This is a genomic window from Rhizobium skierniewicense (genome assembly GCF_014196515.1).
GTDB classification, from domain to species: domain Bacteria; phylum Pseudomonadota; class Alphaproteobacteria; order Rhizobiales; family Rhizobiaceae; genus Agrobacterium; species Agrobacterium skierniewicense.
Window position 1 is genome coordinate 112,807 of record NZ_JACIDV010000009.1, and the last position, 16,213, is coordinate 129,019.

Here is a 16,213-nt window from a genome sequence, read left to right on the forward strand (position 1 = left end):
TTAGGCTCCCTTTGCGTGCAGCGTCGCGTGCTGCTTCTTGAAGGCCTCGGGATCAACGCCCATCATGGACGCGACCTTGAGTTCTTCTTCGGTTGCAGTTTCACCGGTCACGGGTGGCTGACGATTGCCAAGCCCACCGGCGTTGATCGATGGCGCGAGCTTCAGCTCGGTCTCGACCTCTGTCGGGTTCTTGGAATGGCGGGCAATCATATGGTCGCGAAGGGCGGGAACGACCTTGCCTGCCGCGATCGCCGCGTCGATGGTTGTCGTTGCCTTCTCCATCGCGTGGGTCGTGACAAGCGTCTCGACGCGAGAGTTGAGGGACGTAACCTGTGCCTTAAGCTCGGAGTTTTCGGCCTCGACCGTGGTGACGGGCTTCAGCTTTGCATTCAGCGCCGTCACGAGGGCTTCGCCGTCAGCCGTTGCATCGACGCCGACAGCCTGGGCAACGCGGCTCATAAGCGCTGCCTGACTGGTGCTGGCGGAGTGAGACGCAGTGATGGCCGCAAGGACTGCGGTCTCATCTGCGGTTTCCGGCAGGCCAAGAGCCTTCCGGAGCGCTACGATGTCCATAGAGTTCTCCTGAGAGTTGGAATGTAGGGATGTAAGAGTGAGGTTCGGATCGTTGGTCAGAGCCACACGCAAAAGCCGGGCAATGTTGTAAGGTGGCTTTGGCGGATGCTGTAGAACCGGCGACACGTAGCCGTAGGCCTTGCCCTGCATCAGGGACAAACCTTCAGGCGTCCATTCGACCTTGGCCCAGATACCGTCTTCACGCGATTGCAGATCGACAATCCAGCCGCGTGCGGGAGCAGCGAAGCCCTTCTTGCCTGCCAGATCGGTGGAGTGATTTTCGTCGATCGGAAGTTTACGTCCTTCGGATGCGAAGTTCGCAACGACTGCCGCAGCGTCGTTGAGAAAATATGGCCCGCGCCCATCGACGCCGGTGAAGCGACCGGCCGGGATGACGTGCATCCATTCCGGTGCGCCAGCGGTTGCCGACTGAAGAGCGATAATGAGGGTCGAGATCGTGTTGTGCATGACCGGGATATGCCACGGGCGCAAAACGCAAATCATGCCCGCCAATGCAGGCGGGAGAAATCAGGCGGGGATTTTAACGGGAGGAGTAGCGTTCCACGAAACCAAAGACGGTTTCGGCGATCATCGCTTCGTCGTCGGATGATATACCGAGGAAGGGGCGTGCGGGCAAGGTAACACTGTCAGCTTTGATAAGGTTCCCGCCCATGCGAAAACGAAGGTATGGAGCAGACACCGGCTTGATGACAGCGCCGAACTGGTGAGGTGCCGCATAGATCAGGTTGGAGCCGACCAGAACTTCGTCATTGCTCGCCCTGGCATTGATGCTGTTTCGCAGGCGGCCGCTTTCGGTCAGGATGCGAGCGTTGCGTTTGCCTTCCGCATATAGCGGGTTCAACGCGGCCCAGGCATTGCCATCGGGATCGGTCTGAGTGACGAACCGCATATGGGTTGAGCCCACGAGGCCGACGCCGATCGCACGCATCACCGGCGTCGTGTCGCGCATCACGCCTTCGAGCTGGCGAAAACCGCGACGGACTTCCGAATCGAGAACCTGCATGGTGATCGAGATCGCCGCGCCACTCATAGACCGCCCTCGCGCAGTGTCCTGACATAGAGACGCTGACGATCATCGTCTTCGGCCAGGGCGACATCGAGCGACCAATCGCGCCCCTGATGTTCGCCCGACACGGTATAGATGCCGTTTCCACGCGAGGTGACTTTCCCGGCCCGTGCGAGACGGCGCGGGACGGTCGCATAGGACGCCGCGTCGGTTCTGCTGATATCGAGGTCTCGGACGGTTTCTGCCAGCAGCCGGAATTCGGTACCGGCCTTCACGCCGAGATCCGCAGCAATCGCCTCGCTGGTCACGCCAGCAGGTGTCCAGCTGCCATCAGGCCACTTGCCCCGTGCCGCTGATAGAATGAAGCTGTTAACCTGCACTTCGTTCGCGCTGACTGGCGTTGCACCAGGTGCGGTCTGTTCCAGCCATGCTTTGCCGGGATTGTAGGCAAAAGATGGATCGACGCCAAGCGGCTGATCCGTGCCGAGCTGGTCGAGGTTAGGTGCTTCGTCAGGCTTCGACTTGCCGAGGCGCTTGAGACCAGGGCGAGACACCGGCGTCACGAAGCAACCGCACTTGTATCCGTTCGGCGGATAGTTGGTGTTCCAGAATGGATCGTCAGCGGCAAAGACCATTCCGTCCCAGGCCTTGTGATTGAGGCGTGGGTGCAGCGCGCCGGAATGATTGTACTGCCAGAACGGGAATGCTTCGAGCGTGTCTGGCTCGCTCATCTGGGCATAGCGACCGGCAGCATAGGCAGATGCGAGGTTGGTTTCGAAGATGAGACGAGAGCGCCAGCCCCGCGCTCCCTTGTACTGCCAGCCGTGACGCTTCACGATATCGTCGAAGTCGGCCCGGAAATCTTCGAGCGTCAGACCTTGTTCAGCCGCCTTCACGATGGCATTCTGAAAGTCATCGACGAGCGCCTGGCTGTTGGCACCGGCCACCATGAACATCTTGGAATGGGCAGCATCCCAGACATCGCGATAGCTCTTGGTCGGCACTGCCGTTTTCTGGCGAAGAAAATCGATCGCTTCATCAAATGGCAGACTGAGGGCATCGATCGCGCTTGCCATCAGAGTAATGATGGACGATCCGAAAATTGAAGCCGAATTGAAGGCCGTGGAGGCGTTTTGAGAGCTTCCAGCGGGGATTGCCGCAAACAACCCCTTGAAGCGCGTCAGGGGGCTTCCTGTCATGTGCGCCCCGCAAGGTCATCAACGAGGGCAGCTTGTCCCGCGAGATGCGCCAAGGTCATTGTTCTCGCCATGGCCTCGGCAAGCTCGTCGGCCGACAGACCGAGTGTAGCCACCCGCCTACCAGCATCGGCCAGATCGGTCGCCTGCATCAAAACATTTCGGACCTTCTCGATCATGCCATTCATTGCTTCTGACGCTTCTTGCTCAAGCCGATCGGTGAGAGCGTCCATGATGTTTGGCTGTGTTCGGCTGTGCGCAGACGCAAAGACGCGATCGAGCGCGTGCTTTGTTGGTTGGGTCTTTTCCTCTTTGACCGGAGCCGGGGCAACTGGACGGCCGCCAACGATCTCAGCGTCGGTCTTTGGTGCGGGGATGCCGAGGCGGTCACGCATCCATCCCGCGTCGGCCGTCAGACCGAGAGGACCGAGCTTCTCGAATGCAGATGAGAAAACGTCGATCGGTACTTCGTCTGGACGGCCGATAGCGAGCGTCGGATAATGATCCTGCGGCCCAAAATTGAATGCCACCATATTTGGAATGAGCTGGGCGTTGAAAGTGCCAGACGTTTCGAGCGCGTCGGAACGCTCGATGTCCTCCTGGACGAGGCGATGTTCCTTGGCAACCGCATGACCGCCTGAGACCGCGTCTGTCGTAGTCGTCTGGCCAAGGACCAGCTTGGACACTTCGCGGTTATGCCAGTCGGTGCGGCGCTCATACATATCCGTCGAGCTGCTCTTCGATCCGACCTCGTGAAACTCGACAAGCATCTCGCGTGGCATGATGGCTGCGCAGTCACCAGCAATGCCGGACACAGCCCGCCACAAAACATCCTTTTCAGCTTCCGTTGCACCTCGGCCATATTTGCCGATGCGGATCGGCTGGCCATAGTTCTGGCAGAAGATCGCCCAATCCTTCACCGTGAAGCTCTTGAACATCCAATACCAGACCGCCACACGGGCGATGCCAGAGCGGATCGTCAGGCCGGATTTGACCTTGGAACGATGGACGATGAACTTGTGTGGCGCAAACGGCTTGTCGCCGCCCACGTCCCGCAGCAGCGGCGTGTCGCCGTCCATCTTGTCGAAGGTGAACCAACGCTGTGTTTGCCAAGTGAGCTTTGCCGGGCAGAGATGACCGTGACGAACCTGCCAGTCGATTTCCATGAACGAAATGGCCTTGCCGATCGCATCGAGCATGTCGAACAGGCTGGAGCGCAAAATGCCCTGGTCAACCCATGCCCTCACGAATGCGGCGTGCTGTTCATGCTCGGCGCTGTCACTGGCCGCTTTGACCGTGATCGGCAACTGCGCGACAGACCGTTTACGCGTGGCGAGCTGCGCGACGTAATGCGGGTCGAGTTCCTCGATCTGTTCCGCCAGTTCGAAGAACGCCTCCGGGTCGCCATTGTCGGCCGCACGCAGGATCGAGGCGAGCTTGACCGGCGTCATGCCGATGGTCTGCTGATTCGACGTGTGCTGCCTGACACCGCCGATCTGTGCGCCTGCATGTTCGTCACTCAGATCGCGGCCAGCAATGACGTTGCCAAGCCAATCGCGAAAACTACCCATTACAATGATCCTCTCAGGTAAACGTCCACGGTGCGGCCGCGCCGGTCATCATCCATCGGCGGTCCACCATTGTGACCACGCATGGATGTGCCGGCACTCTTGCGGCCGGTCTCGTATTCGTAGGCGATGGCCTCCTGGTTGGAGGCAAAGAACGCAAGCGCACCCGCAATCGAGGTGTCGCCGTGCCGGTCGTAACCATCGACACCTTTGGTCGAATGACCATCCGGCACCTTGATGATGCCGTTGACGTAGGCCAGCCCCTGGTGATCGGCGATGACATCGATGTCGTATGGGAACAGCACGGACTTTTCGCCAAAGGCTTCGATGTAACCCGGCATGTTGGCGGCGTACCATTTGGGCGACAGCATGATTTCGTGGATGCACTCACCCCAGCGCTGGCGGGCTTTTTCGGCAAGGTACTGGCCGTTGCCTCGCGCATCGAGGGCGCCGCCGACCATGCGGGGCAAGCCGTCTCCAATGTAGAAAAGGATGTCGCGCTGCTGATCGAACGGAATGTTCTTGAGTTCGACGACGAGGCGTGCGCGACGGACAGCGTCGGGACCGATCTCGAAGACAACGACGGCGGTCTTGTCGCCAGAACGCGCAAAGTCTTCGCCGAAGCAATGTTCACGCTCCTTGTCGAGCTGGTTTAAAAGCGGCTTTAAGACCCCTTCACAGAACTGTTCCGTCTGTTCTTCGCGCTCGTAGTCCTCAAGGTTTTTGAAGTCGTCAGGCCGATCCCATCGTGCGACGGCTGGCAGATCGCGGCTCATGCAGCGCTCGATGATGACGCGGGTCAGCGCCGATCCTTCGGCCTCGGCCGGGATCGCGTCCAGTTCCTGTTTCATCTTGGCGGTGCGCGTGCCGTAGGCCGAACGGATTTTCCGCTCCCACTCTTCTTCTTTCTCAAGCGTCCACTCTTCACCTTTGATCAGGCAGACGCGCTTGAAAAGACCGTTCTTGACAGCATCGCCGAAGGTGAATGTGTGGAAGTTGAAGCCGTTCTTTCCGGCCTCGGCTTCCTTGATCAGTTCGTTGAACGGGTTGCTGACGCCGTTGTGCGACGAAATGATACGGACCTTGCCGCCCCAGATGAGAAGGGCTGCAACCGAATCGATAACTTCGCGAACATCACGGTGAAACGCGGCTTCGTCGATGCAGACGGTGCCCTGCAAACCACGAATGTTTTCCGGGCGCGATGACAGTGCCTCAATGCGGAAGCCCGATTTGAAACGGATGATGTAGCTGGAGATCGCGTTCGTAGTGCCGTCTGCCCGTTGATCGAAGAAGATGCCATCCTCGATCGTCAATAGTTCTTTGGCCACCGACTTCGCGAAGTGTGCCGCATAGCCGATGAACTCCCGGCCCTTCGGCTTGGTGTCGGGGATATAAAAATAGTTCTGCCCACCAGCCGATCGCTGCGCAGCTGCAATCAGTGTTGCGTCCAACGCTTCGGCAAAAGTAATACCGGTTCGTCGTCCTTTGGCGCAGCCTTTCAGCAGGCTGTCATCCGCGAGCCATTCGGCTTGGTGTTCCATAAGGACACCATCGGCCAAGGGATCGAAGTCGTCGGGAATATCACCGCCACGAGGCAATTCGACCGGCAACTGAGCCGGATCGGTAGGTAGCACAGGCGGGTCGATCCAATTGCCTTGCGGCAAGCCGGGCAGCGGTTCAGCCACGGCTCACCTCCATGCAGGAGAGGCCAGTCCCCTTGCACGGGCGGCAATCGTTCTTCAGATCATAGACGACGCTGGAAACTGTGCCGTCCCGCCTGCGGTTGATGCGTTTGATGGCGCGGCCGATACCGTCGCATTTCGTGCAGGCCAGTTCCGAATACGGAATGAAGGTCGCTTTGATCACTGGCCACCATCCTTCTCTTCAGTAACCTTGGAAACTTCAGGTACAGATTTCGCCTTTGGTCGCACTCCGAGGAATTCGCGCCGGGCGCGGGCGATGGCTTCTTTCGTGATGCCGGGCTCGTTGGACAGGATATCGAAAGCCTTCTCCGCCTTGTCATTCATGTCCGCGATCGCCTTGCGGGCCTTTTCTTCGGCTTCGAGTTTCATGCGTCGGTTCGATGAAGCGACCTGCGCAGACGATGCAGCGCGCAGCGCGTTCGCCAGTTCCATCGCACCCTTTGGCGAAAGGCCTGCATCACCGGAGGACTGGAGGATTTCGAAGATCAGTGTCTTGATCGCCTCGGCGGCAATCAGTGTGAGATCATCCGATCCGGCCGCATCCATTCGCTCGGATATCGTCGCGGCGATTTCGCGGGTTTGCTCCAGGCGGCGTGTCATCTGTGACAGGCGGATCGCATGGCGGTTGAATGCCGAGAACGATGGGATATCAAAACCAAGGCCGGTCTCGCCCTGGAGAGCGATCAGCTTGGTTTTCCACTCACCGTAGATTTCGACTTGTGTCCGGTCGCGGTTCGCCAGTTCCTGCGAAGCCCACGAAATAATATCGGAGCATTCATCAGGAAGCCGGTCGATAGCAGAGAGGTGACCGCGTGCTTTGGCCATGTCACGCGCTCACGCGTGATGGACGTTTCACGCCCTCGATGGCGGTATGTCGATCGACATGGCGACGACCCATATCTGTCAGCGACGCGATTTTTACGCTGCCAGCGTCAAGCACAAGGACCGCCCCCATGACCTGCAGATAGTCGATCTGCTGGTGGACCCAAGCCCGTTCCTGATGAATGCCGAAATTGGCAAGAACGGGTTCGAGCATGGAGCTGCTCAAACTCTCGTTTACCTGCTCTGCCAGGGCGCGCAGAATGATCAGTCGCGCTTCTTCACGCATGATCCTCATGTAATCAAAGCCGATGCTCATTTGTTACCTGCCGTTTCAACCAGAAGCTGGTTCATTCTTTCATTGGTGGCCATGATCGGTTTGAGCGTCTCGTTCAGGGTGTCGAGACGGCCATTGACCTTTTCAAGCGCAAGCTCCAATCGGTGCTGGCTTTCCCTGTCGGGCAAATGGCGCAGTTCGCCTTCGATCGCCTGGATGCGCCGGTCGTGCTCGATAAGCTTGCGCTTGTGCTCCTCGGCCTCTGCCTTGCGAGCAGCGACATCGGCAGCATGATCGGTCTTGATTCCTGCTACCTCTTTCAACAGCTCTTTTTCGCCGGAGTTCATCCATCCTTTGATGTGACCGAAAATGGCGATAACGCCTAAGGCGAGGCTGATGTACAGGGCGATCTCTGCGGTGGTCATCGGTGCCGTTTCTCCATTTCGTGAAACTCTTGGCACTCAATGCAGCGCCGGGCGAAAGGTGCCGCAGCACGTCGTTCATCGGAAATCTTGGATGGACAGTCCTGGCATATGAGAGCGCCCCGGACCGAGACTGCGGCAGATGCTGCAGCTATGCTTGTTTCGCGCTCTTGCTCGGCACGCAGTTCCGCCTGATCGAGAGCGGCATTACCACCAAAATTCATGGTGCACGCTTCCACGTTCGAACAGCTTCGATCGCCTGCTTGCCCATTTCCTTGACGGTATGCCCCCCCATGTAGAGGCCGATAAACCAGCCGGTCAGGGTCATGAGGGTCGCAAGGTCCATCGCTTCAACCGTTGAACCAAAGGCGCGAAGGATGGGAAATACCAGCAACGCGCATACCCAGAAGAATGCGAGCAGATACATCCAGCCCCAACGCCAGGCGGACGGCCAGAAGCCCTCGGCCTGTTCGGCCTGGAGCAACTCAAACTGCCCCTTCAGGCCCTGCTGGTAGAGCGCGATGACCTCCGGCATGGAGTAATCGACATCCTTGACCGCGTTATCGAGTTCAGCCGGGTCCACAGTCGGGATGGCTTCCGGCTCGACGCCTAGGCGCTCGGCGACCTGATCAACGACAGTGCCAGCGAGCGTGCCGGTCAAACCGCCGACATGCTTTTCAAGAACGCTTTTGATGATGGGTGCGCCGACTTTCGCGGCGGCACCAAGGATAATGGAGATGATGGCTGCGCTCATATCAGAAACTCCGCAGCCAGGACGCCAGACGGGGAGCCTTGTCGGCAACCCGCACAGCGATGATGTCGCGATACTGGTATGCCTGCCACGCAAGGTAGATCACAGCGACGACGGCGAGACCGCCACCGATCCACGACACGACATGATCCGGAACGGCAGAGGATGGATCGACCGGCGCTGGAGCTGATACGGTCGTAACAACCTGATCGCCACCCGCAACGCCGATGCCGCCAGCCGTTGTGGCAACACCCTTTGTCGTCTTGGCACGGGCGTCCACTTCGCGCTGAAGCGTAGAGAGCGTTGCCCGGCCGATCTTGCCGTCCACCGTCAAAGCGTAAGCTTTCTGGAAATCTTCGACGGCGGCACGGCGAACCTTGCCGATGACATATCCCGCGTCGTAGCCAATCTTCATCAGCCCACTGCGGACCTCGTCCATCTCGGCGGGCGTAGCGGAAATCACGAACGTCGCAAAGCGCATATCTTCCGCAACGGGGGCCACGTCGATGTCGCCAGGGTACTTGCCAAGCAGCAGGATGTCGGCCTCTTCGGCACGACGGCGTGTCAGGCCGCGATAGACCTTGCCGCCTGCCTTGTTCCAGAGACCGAGGCGCTTGCGGACTTCGGCCGCATTGTAATTGTAATCGAGCCAAGACTTGACCCACGAAGCCTTGTTGATCGCGCCGGTGTTCCAGTCGAAGGACACACCCGCATCAATCGTGGATGGGAGTTCACGATCGCCAAGAGCTTTGACGACACGTGGCAGGTAGTTTTTGGCGACAGCCAAATCGAAGAGACGGTCGCACTCCTCGGAGGTGATCGTCATACCTGCCTTTGGCTTGACCACACCGGATGCGGCGGTCAGACCGGGACCGATGGTCCAGACGCCGACCACATCGCGATATGCCTTTTTGACAACGCCTTCGTGCCCGTAGATGAATTTGCGCCCTTTAGGGCTGACTTGCGGCATGGTGACCCCCAGAAAAAGTGACCGGCCAATCAGCCGATGATCTGGGGTGAAACTAAACTGGAGCGCGAAATGAAATCAGGCCCACCTTTGCGGGCGGGCCTGTCAAAACATGTCTATCTGGCGGGGGTCTTTCTTCCGCCTGGACGTGAGCGGTTCTCGTTTTCGAGCCCTTTTTAAAAGCCGTTCAACACCGCTTTCTGTCAGGCCGAGCCTGCGGGCTATATCCCGGTTGCTCATTTTCTCGTCAACGTAGCGCCGGGCTCGAAACTCTCTGGCCAGAGGCACCCTTATATAACCGCCCGGATACGCTTTGGCTAGACGGTGTGCAGCATCAACGCCAATCGTGGCCGGAAGTTCACTTCTGGCGGGATCGGCAGCGATATAAAGTCGGACACCGGCGTGCGCTTCCACCAAGGTGAAAAAGCCGTCATCGCCCAATGTTGCCAACAATTCCAGACTGAGATCATCTGCCACGGGAAATCCTATTCGAAAGTGTCAATTGCTCTTGGGTCAATGTTTTGAGCCGCACTTCCAGTTCGAGACGCTTGTGTGAGAAACGCGGAAGCTTGGCAGCGCGTTGCGCCAGTTGGTCGCGTTTGGATTGCAGGGCGTCGAGTTCCCGCTGCTCCGGCCAGCCGAAGAGCGGCATGACAGCAGTGGAAACGACGCCCTGTTTCATGGCGATCCGGCCTCCGCCTGCCACTTGATCAGGACGCCAGAAAACTTCGTCACGCCGGGATGAGTGGCGACCCAGAACCGGCCCATGGTCTCGCGGGCAGTCCGGCCGCGAAGCTTGGTCGGAAAACCTTCGCCGAGTAGCTCGGGCGCGAAACCGTCTTGGCGCGCAAATGCTTCGACCTGGTCGCGTTTGAGATGGACACCATCCACAATGATGCTGGCAACCAGTTCGTCGATCAGGTCACTAATTGCGATCTCGATTGGCAGCACCATCGTGCAGAGAGTGTCCGGAACGATCTTGCGGCAATACTTCGTGCGCATGCCTTGGTAGATTTGCACGCGCTCACCCGGCCGGGCATGGCGCGGGCGGTGGCCGCGCACCGTCTGGCACTTCGAGCCGCTTTCGATCTGCCCGCTGAAAAAGGGTTTGAAGCCATAGGCGACCATCAGCTGACCACCGTTTTCTTGGTTGCAGGTTTGCGGGCGCGGACCAGCTTTCCGAAATGGTTCATCACCAAAACCCACTCAGCGTCGGTAACGCCGCGATAGGTGATTCCGCGATCGAGGATCGCCGTCACACAGGGCCAGAAGCCTTCGCAAAGGCTGGCCTTCAGAAATGCATGCTGTGCCAGGGCGATCTTGTAGCCGTAGCGGGTTTCATAAGGCTGGCATGGTTTAAGATCGGCCCACTCCACACCACCTTCACGGCTGATCCATGCCTTAAGCGCCTCAACCACCTTGGTGGCATCACCGGCGTTGTTGACCCACTGGGCGCTGTCGATGCCGGTCTGACGCTTTACGAAGGCGGTCAGCGCCGCATCGTCACGATTGTCCACGATGCCGAGATTGTAAGCCGCAATCCAGAGCGACTGCATCTTCGGCGCAAACCGTCCGTCGAGCTTGCGCCGTCCGTTCGGGCGGGCCATTGCGACGGGTTTGTAGCCGAGGCGGCGCAATTCGACCAGGACGGCATCCTGTTGCGGAGCCGTCATGAGGGATAGGCGGGATTGACCGGTAACGCGGGCGTAGATAGCGCGCTGCGCGTCCTCGTCTGTGATATCCAGCTGGCGGAAACCGCCAAAGATTGCGCGTTGTATGCTCATGCTGCTTCTCCAAATTTTCCAGTTTCGTCACCCCATGCAGTCCAGCCAGCGCGATCGGTGCGACTGAACAGGTCGAGGCGGTTTGCCTTCGGCATCAGACGCTCGGCCTCGCGATAGGCTTCGTCAGGCTTTCTGGAATGCTCCCGCGCCAGTCCGTGGATCACCGATCGGACTGATTTCGTGGTCTTGGGGTTCCCGCGCCGGGCGATCAGGAAAGGCTCATGCGAGCCGCGCAGGACATAGCCGGTGCCAAAGGCGATCTTGTTATGCCGGGTCGTTTTCACCCAAACGCCTTCGGTGCAGTATTCGAACCCCCAAGCGCGGATTGTCGTGAAATGCTGTGGAAGCATCGGCGCTGTGCCCCAATACCAAAGCAGCGAGTCGGGTGCGGCAAGGTCCATGACAGGCAATGCATTGATATCGGCAAGCGACATCGTGCCGTAATGAGCCTGGGCAGACTTCGCCTCTCCCTTCGCTGAACGCAGTTCAAAGCGGTGCGGGCAATCGGCCATGATGAAATCAAAGCTGTGCGGCTGAAGATCGCCAAATGGCCAGAGATCAGGGAACAGTCTCATTGCATCGACCCTCTGCTATAGGGCTCGTCACCGTTCGCAAGGGCGTATGCCACCGTGGTCATGAGGGTATTCGCCCAATACTGGGCTTGAACCTCCGCATCGGCGGACTGACCGAGCGTATGGCTCATGATCGAGATCATCGCGGCCATAACGTCTTCAGCCGGATGGACCTGGACAAGGTCTATGATCCTCAGTGCGATCGCGATCTGCTGATCGGAAAGCTGGCGGTTTTCGATGGTCATTCGCAAGCCTCGCTGAGTTCAGAGGTGGTGTAGGTGGATTTGAAAACGGGAACGAAGAATCGGACGTAGACGTGACGCACGGTCCAGCCCTTGGCCTCTGCGTCTGCCCAGAGCTTTTCGCGCGACTTGAGCACCCGGAACTTGGCAGCGATCGCGTCGCCTCTCTCTTTGCGAAACGTGGAAGGCTGAAGCGTTCCGGACGGACTGCAAAGCACCCAGCCCTTTGTGAATGCCGATGGTATCTGGCGGTGTTTCGTCACTGGCGAATCCCTCCGAGAACCACGGTTTCAACATGAACCAAGGGCTGTGCCAGATTGTTGGCGAGGCTCCGCGTCACAGCCTTGTCCAGCTGCTCGCGAAACATCTTGCGCATGCGACGGTCGCTGATCGAGGCCAAGATTTGGGCCATGTTGGTCGCCAGTGCGCCACCAACCGCATTCAAGATGGGCGCGTCGAACTGCTCACCGGTTTCGATGATGGCCTTGTGAATAGCATCGGTGAGGATTTGCACTTGGCGAGCTTCCTCGGCGCGATAAGCATCATTGCTCATGATCGCCTCCATGAAACTCGATCTGCTTCAGGGGAGCCGGAAGGGCCAGCTGCGGGCTGGAAGTTTTCGTAGCGACAGGCGACTTGCGAGGCTTGCGAGCTTCCTTCTGCTCGGCGTCGATTGCGTCCAGCTGGCGCAACATGTGCGCCAGCTCGAAATGATCGGAAGTCTCGATTTCGATCTTGATGGAGGACTTTCCGCCCTTGCTCGATGCCGAGAAGGATTTCAGTCGGGCGTCGTCGAAGTAGATGCCGGTCATGCAGCGCCGCCAATCAGGCGTGGGCCGCGATCCGATCCGTCTACGCCGTGAGATAGGTTGACGTTTCCACCAGCCTTCCAACCTGCATTTACAGCATCGTCAAAGCGGGCCTTGTGCGCCTTAGTGTTGACCGTCTTGGTGTTAGGAACAAGGCGATCCATGTAAGCCTCGGCCTCTGCCATCGCGGTCTGTGACCGGGTCTGGGCAAACAGGCTGCGCAAGCGAGACGCAAGGCGCTGGACGAGACCGAACGTAAAATCTTCGACTGCCTTACGTTTCGTTTTTGCGGTGCGGCGACGGACATAGAAGTCGCCGGAGCGAAACTTTGCCAATTCATGCTTGATGGCATTTTCGCAGACGTCAAAAAGATAGGTTGCGATTTCTGGTCCTGGCTCACGACCATAGAATGTCACCTCCCGTCCACCGTTGAAATTCTCTGCAACGACCGCTTTGCAGTTGGTGCAACTGGAGACAACATTCCACAGCAAGGCTTTCGGAGAACGCACTGGCGTCTTTGTCGCAACGGTTGCTTCTGTCATCACCAAATCAGAGACGGCGATTCCGTGATCGCGCATAAGCTGGGCAGCTTTTGCCGCAGCCTCCACAGCCTCCGCTTCAGTGCAGCCACGTGAGGTGGTGCGCTCACGCAGAATTTTGATACGACGTTTAATTGAATCGTTCGTCATTTGTCCGCCTCACGCCTTCGCAAGATCGATGGTGATGGCCTGCCATCCCGCTTCCTTGTCCGCACGCTTGTAGAAGCGGACATATTCCTTGGAGCCGGTGACGCGGATGGCATCGCGGATCGCCTCCATAGCCATCTTCCAACGGTCGTCAGCAATTTCCAGCTTGAGCAGCATGTAGATATCGGCGCGGTTGACCTGACCTTCCTTGTCAGTATTAAAGGCGCTGCTGACCAAGGACTGGATTTCAGGGCGGCTATCGGCGCTCCATTCAATGAGGCACTGGTCGATAAGCGTTTTCGCGATCTGAAGCTCCGGGCCGAACGTGATCTGATCGGACACCTGAACCTGAATTTTCATCAGGCCATCATAGGTCTGATAGGTGCGGTTGCCCTTCTTGCCACCGATCTTCGCACCGTACTTTTCAGCTAGAATTGCATCGAGCGAACCGAGATCGGCTGCGGTGTGACCGCGAAAGCGGGATAGCTGCGCATTCAGATTTTCTGCAAACTCAATGCATTTGCGCACCGTCTGATCTTCTAGCTTGTACTGTTCCTTCACATTTCCGATCGGATCGAGACCGCCTTTGGCGTTGTTCATGAACTCGCGACCATTCAGAATGGTGATTCCGGGTGCGGCGTTTTCTTCCAGGATGACTGACTGCATAGTGATTTCCTCAATTTTCAACGGTCGTTGAAGGGCGCTGAAACGTCCTTCAATGGGCTTTTAAGCGTGTGGTTTTCCGGGAAACGGCACGACGTTGGTGGTACCGGGCCGCATCATCTGCAGAATGGTCGCGCCGTGCGGCTGCACCATTTGTCTGATCTCGTTCGGGTCGACCGGGCAGAGCGATGCGAGCGCAGTTTCCATGGCCTCTGCAGCCGCGATGTAGCAATGAAGGTGCTGCACGAAATCTTCCACTTCCTCGCTGGACATGGAGACCCCGCCGTGTCGGAAATCGGCAAACTTGTTGCGCTCTTTGCGCAGGTTTTCAGACAAGATGCGGTCGATACGGCTCATTGGTCATTTCCTCCGATAAGGCTGAAGGGGCAATTGCGGCGGCATGCCTGATACATGCGGACGCGATGGCTGTTGGTTGTTGCAAAGGGCTTGCGCTGCCATGCGAGGCACTCGTTGCGCGGCAGATCGCCCATGACAGGGCATTGGACCGTCTCGGCCAACAACCCGCCGCGCACGGCTAGTTCCACTCGGGCGATGTCGCCGTTCTGGTAGGAGTTAGACAGCACCTGGCTGACGGCCGAGGCCGAGTAGCCAATCTTGCGGGCAATCGCCGACTGGCTCTGCTGATTGCAGGCCTCGGCCAGAACGGTGACCCAATCCGGCAGGGACTCGCCCCAGGCAGTCCGGGCCTTGTCCACATTGTCGTGCTTTACGGCTTTCACGGAAGCGGTCATTACAGCAGCTCCTCTGCAGGAGCGCCGCCGACAACCTCATTGCGGTTCTGATCGAATACGATCTTGGCGCGCAGGATCATGGGCGTCAGCGGGCCGGTATTCTTGGACGGGTCAAGCTTCCACATCGCTTCACCGCCCGCCATTCCGTCAGTCATCAAAGGAATGAGATAACCGGACTTATTGAGGTGATCGATGTAGGCGGCAGCAAACCGCGTCGTGATCCTCGTGTCATCAGTCGATGCCCACCGGACCAGATCGGCAACCGTGAAGCCGGTGCGAAATGTGTTGCGGATGGCGTTCCACATGCACTGTGTCGCGGTGACCGTCTCGATAACGGTACCGTCGCGGCGAACACGCGGCGTTGCTGCCTGCACTTTGGCGACGCTGAAGGTCTCGGCTTTGTTCGGGAGAGTCCCCGCTTTGGCAAGGAAACCCGCTTTAACGAGGCGCTTGATGAACTCCCTGATGGTGTCCATGTTGGCGTTCGACTGCTCGAAGATGTCGCGAGCGGTGAACGCTGTCCCGGTGCGGGACTTTTCCAGCATGACGGACCAGTAGTGATCTTCGCCACGGACAGGGCGTTGGCCTTTTTTCATGGTGAGCTGAAGGAGAAGCATCGACATTATGCTGCCTCCCGCCGTGTCGGCAGCTTGCCTGTCGAGAAACGTCCGTCGTAGTCAGCCAGGGCGACCGTCTCAAGACCACGCACATTTGAAAACTCGGCAATCGAATGCAGGGTGTTGCCGATGCGGCGGACGCGGCCATCACCGCGATCGCGGGCCATGTCTAGAAGATCGTCAGCGATCATCAGGTGCGGATAGAAGGTTTGCGCGAGCTTGCGTGTATCGTCGAGGTCGCAAGGCTGCGCATATCCCATGACCAACACCAGATCGCGGAAACGATCGACGCCTTCCAGTTTCTTCGGAAATAGCTCCTCGCCGATCAGCAACACCGGTGCGTTGCTCTTCTTGGCAATCATGCGCACAAGCTCGATCATGCGTTTGTCCACCAGCTTGTCGGACTCGTCGATGATGAGCGGCCGGTTCGGATCGCGGGCAAGCGTGCCAATGATCTCGTCTTCCATGTCGGACAGCGTGCCTTTGGGCTGGTTGTTGCCGAGTTCCAGCAGGATGGCCTTCAGCAGCTTGGCGCGGGTCCACGTGTCGGAAACCTCGACATACGCGGCTCCCGTCTTGTTCTGCGAATAGAGCGCGGCGACCGATTTCCCGTAGCCGGAGAAGCCTGCAAACACGCCGAGGTTCGGCTGTAGCGGGTGCCGGTTTTGCAGGCTGCGCACGAGCGAAAGGCATGCCGCGACGTTCTTGATCGGGGCGGTGTCACCGCTGGTATTGACAATTTTCGGTTTCATATTCATTTTCGTCCTCGTTAGGTTTCATGCGAA

Annotated in this window: 27 protein-coding genes; all 27 read right to left on the bottom strand. The window is 58.5% G+C overall.

Going from position 1 to position 16,213, the window contains the following annotated elements; translation table 11 throughout:
- The 27 genes from GGQ73_RS15490 to GGQ73_RS15620 all read right to left on the bottom strand — a co-directional run bounded on the left by GGQ73_RS15490 (position 1) and on the right by GGQ73_RS15620 (position 16,180).
- Positions 1-1,041 carry a phage protease gene (locus GGQ73_RS15490; protein WP_183897080.1) on the bottom strand — a complete coding sequence of 347 codons (1,041 nt, stop codon included), beginning with the start codon at positions 1,039-1,041 and terminating at the stop codon, positions 1-3.
- A 73-nt stretch (positions 1,042-1,114) separates the two neighbouring features.
- A complete protein-coding gene (locus GGQ73_RS15495) occupies positions 1,115-1,624 on the bottom strand; it encodes a phage virion morphogenesis protein (RefSeq protein WP_183897081.1) in 510 nt (169 codons plus the stop codon).
- Positions 1,621-2,799, bottom strand: a complete 1,179-nt coding sequence (locus GGQ73_RS15500) for a phage head morphogenesis protein (protein WP_234910988.1) — start codon at positions 2,797-2,799, stop codon at positions 1,621-1,623. Before GGQ73_RS15500 ends, GGQ73_RS15495 begins: the two co-directional genes overlap by 4 nt.
- Positions 2,796-4,367 carry a DUF935 domain-containing protein gene (locus GGQ73_RS15505; protein WP_183897082.1) on the bottom strand — a complete coding sequence of 524 codons (1,572 nt, stop codon included), beginning with the start codon at positions 4,365-4,367 and terminating at the stop codon, positions 2,796-2,798. The genes GGQ73_RS15500 and GGQ73_RS15505 overlap by 4 nt, the downstream gene beginning before the upstream one ends.
- A complete protein-coding gene (locus GGQ73_RS15510; RefSeq protein WP_234910992.1) occupies positions 4,367-5,905 on the bottom strand; it encodes a hypothetical protein in 1,539 nt (512 codons plus the stop codon). The genes GGQ73_RS15505 and GGQ73_RS15510 overlap by 1 nt, the downstream gene beginning before the upstream one ends.
- A gap of 136 nt (positions 5,906-6,041) precedes the next feature.
- Positions 6,042-6,230, bottom strand: a complete 189-nt coding sequence (locus GGQ73_RS15515; RefSeq protein WP_183897084.1) for a hypothetical protein — start codon at positions 6,228-6,230, stop codon at positions 6,042-6,044.
- Positions 6,227-6,892, bottom strand: coding sequence for a phage protein Gp27 family protein (locus tag GGQ73_RS15520; protein ID WP_183897085.1), 666 nt, complete (start codon positions 6,890-6,892; stop codon positions 6,227-6,229). The genes GGQ73_RS15515 and GGQ73_RS15520 overlap by 4 nt, the downstream gene beginning before the upstream one ends.
- Position 6,893: 1 nt before the next feature.
- Complete coding sequence (locus GGQ73_RS15525) at positions 6,894-7,205, bottom strand: VpaChn25_0724 family phage protein (RefSeq protein WP_183897086.1); 312 nt, start codon at positions 7,203-7,205, stop codon at positions 6,894-6,896.
- A complete protein-coding gene (locus GGQ73_RS15530) occupies positions 7,202-7,588 on the bottom strand; it encodes a DUF2730 family protein (protein WP_183897087.1) in 387 nt (128 codons plus the stop codon). Before GGQ73_RS15530 ends, GGQ73_RS15525 begins: the two co-directional genes overlap by 4 nt.
- The gene (locus GGQ73_RS23175) at positions 7,585-7,809 is read right to left on the bottom strand and encodes a TraR/DksA C4-type zinc finger protein (RefSeq protein ID WP_183897088.1); all 225 of its coding nucleotides are present in this window, start codon (positions 7,807-7,809) and stop codon (positions 7,585-7,587) included. Before GGQ73_RS23175 ends, GGQ73_RS15530 begins: the two co-directional genes overlap by 4 nt.
- Complete coding sequence (locus GGQ73_RS15540) at positions 7,806-8,339, bottom strand: hypothetical protein (RefSeq protein WP_183897089.1); 534 nt, start codon at positions 8,337-8,339, stop codon at positions 7,806-7,808. The genes GGQ73_RS23175 and GGQ73_RS15540 overlap by 4 nt, the downstream gene beginning before the upstream one ends.
- Position 8,340: 1 nt before the next feature.
- Positions 8,341-9,306, bottom strand: coding sequence for a glycoside hydrolase family protein (locus GGQ73_RS15545; RefSeq protein ID WP_183897090.1), 966 nt, complete (start codon positions 9,304-9,306; stop codon positions 8,341-8,343).
- 102 nt (positions 9,307-9,408) lie between these two features.
- Positions 9,409-9,780, bottom strand: coding sequence for a sigma factor-like helix-turn-helix DNA-binding protein (locus tag GGQ73_RS15550; RefSeq protein WP_183897091.1), 372 nt, complete (start codon positions 9,778-9,780; stop codon positions 9,409-9,411).
- Positions 9,770-9,985 (bottom strand): hypothetical protein, encoded by a 216-nt coding sequence (locus GGQ73_RS15555; RefSeq protein WP_183897092.1) that lies wholly within the window; start codon positions 9,983-9,985, stop codon positions 9,770-9,772. The genes GGQ73_RS15550 and GGQ73_RS15555 overlap by 11 nt, the downstream gene beginning before the upstream one ends.
- Positions 9,982-10,431 (bottom strand): ASCH domain-containing protein, encoded by a 450-nt coding sequence (locus GGQ73_RS15560; RefSeq protein WP_183897093.1) that lies wholly within the window; start codon positions 10,429-10,431, stop codon positions 9,982-9,984. The genes GGQ73_RS15555 and GGQ73_RS15560 overlap by 4 nt, the downstream gene beginning before the upstream one ends.
- Positions 10,431-11,087 carry a regulatory protein GemA gene (locus tag GGQ73_RS15565; protein ID WP_183897094.1) on the bottom strand — a complete coding sequence of 219 codons (657 nt, stop codon included), beginning with the start codon at positions 11,085-11,087 and terminating at the stop codon, positions 10,431-10,433. Before GGQ73_RS15565 ends, GGQ73_RS15560 begins: the two co-directional genes overlap by 1 nt.
- On the bottom strand, positions 11,084-11,662 hold the full coding sequence (locus GGQ73_RS15570) for an MT-A70 family methyltransferase (protein ID WP_183897095.1): 579 nt from the start codon (positions 11,660-11,662) through the stop codon (positions 11,084-11,086). The genes GGQ73_RS15565 and GGQ73_RS15570 overlap by 4 nt, the downstream gene beginning before the upstream one ends.
- Positions 11,659-11,904 (bottom strand): hypothetical protein, encoded by a 246-nt coding sequence (locus tag GGQ73_RS15575; protein ID WP_183897096.1) that lies wholly within the window; start codon positions 11,902-11,904, stop codon positions 11,659-11,661. Before GGQ73_RS15575 ends, GGQ73_RS15570 begins: the two co-directional genes overlap by 4 nt.
- Positions 11,901-12,164: a hypothetical protein gene (locus tag GGQ73_RS15580; protein ID WP_183897097.1), complete on the bottom strand. Its 264-nt coding sequence runs from the start codon at positions 12,162-12,164 to the stop codon at positions 11,901-11,903. Before GGQ73_RS15580 ends, GGQ73_RS15575 begins: the two co-directional genes overlap by 4 nt.
- On the bottom strand, positions 12,161-12,454 hold the full coding sequence (locus GGQ73_RS15585) for a hypothetical protein (protein WP_234910989.1): 294 nt from the start codon (positions 12,452-12,454) through the stop codon (positions 12,161-12,163). The genes GGQ73_RS15580 and GGQ73_RS15585 overlap by 4 nt, the downstream gene beginning before the upstream one ends.
- Entirely contained in the window at positions 12,444-12,713 is a 270-nt protein-coding gene (locus GGQ73_RS15590; protein ID WP_183897099.1) for a hypothetical protein, read from the bottom strand. Before GGQ73_RS15590 ends, GGQ73_RS15585 begins: the two co-directional genes overlap by 11 nt.
- The gene (locus GGQ73_RS15595) at positions 12,710-13,399 is read right to left on the bottom strand and encodes a DUF7168 domain-containing protein (protein ID WP_183897100.1); all 690 of its coding nucleotides are present in this window, start codon (positions 13,397-13,399) and stop codon (positions 12,710-12,712) included. Before GGQ73_RS15595 ends, GGQ73_RS15590 begins: the two co-directional genes overlap by 4 nt.
- A gap of 9 nt (positions 13,400-13,408) precedes the next feature.
- Positions 13,409-14,062, bottom strand: a complete 654-nt coding sequence (locus GGQ73_RS15600) for a DUF3164 family protein (protein WP_183897101.1) — start codon at positions 14,060-14,062, stop codon at positions 13,409-13,411.
- A gap of 60 nt (positions 14,063-14,122) precedes the next feature.
- A complete protein-coding gene (locus GGQ73_RS15605) occupies positions 14,123-14,416 on the bottom strand; it encodes a hypothetical protein (RefSeq protein ID WP_183897102.1) in 294 nt (97 codons plus the stop codon).
- A complete protein-coding gene (locus GGQ73_RS15610) occupies positions 14,413-14,811 on the bottom strand; it encodes a transcriptional regulator (protein ID WP_183897103.1) in 399 nt (132 codons plus the stop codon). Before GGQ73_RS15610 ends, GGQ73_RS15605 begins: the two co-directional genes overlap by 4 nt.
- A complete protein-coding gene (locus GGQ73_RS15615) occupies positions 14,811-15,434 on the bottom strand; it encodes a hypothetical protein (protein WP_183897104.1) in 624 nt (207 codons plus the stop codon). Before GGQ73_RS15615 ends, GGQ73_RS15610 begins: the two co-directional genes overlap by 1 nt.
- Positions 15,434-16,180: an AAA family ATPase gene (locus tag GGQ73_RS15620; protein WP_183897105.1), complete on the bottom strand. Its 747-nt coding sequence runs from the start codon at positions 16,178-16,180 to the stop codon at positions 15,434-15,436. Before GGQ73_RS15620 ends, GGQ73_RS15615 begins: the two co-directional genes overlap by 1 nt.
- Positions 16,181-16,213 lie beyond the last annotated feature (33 nt).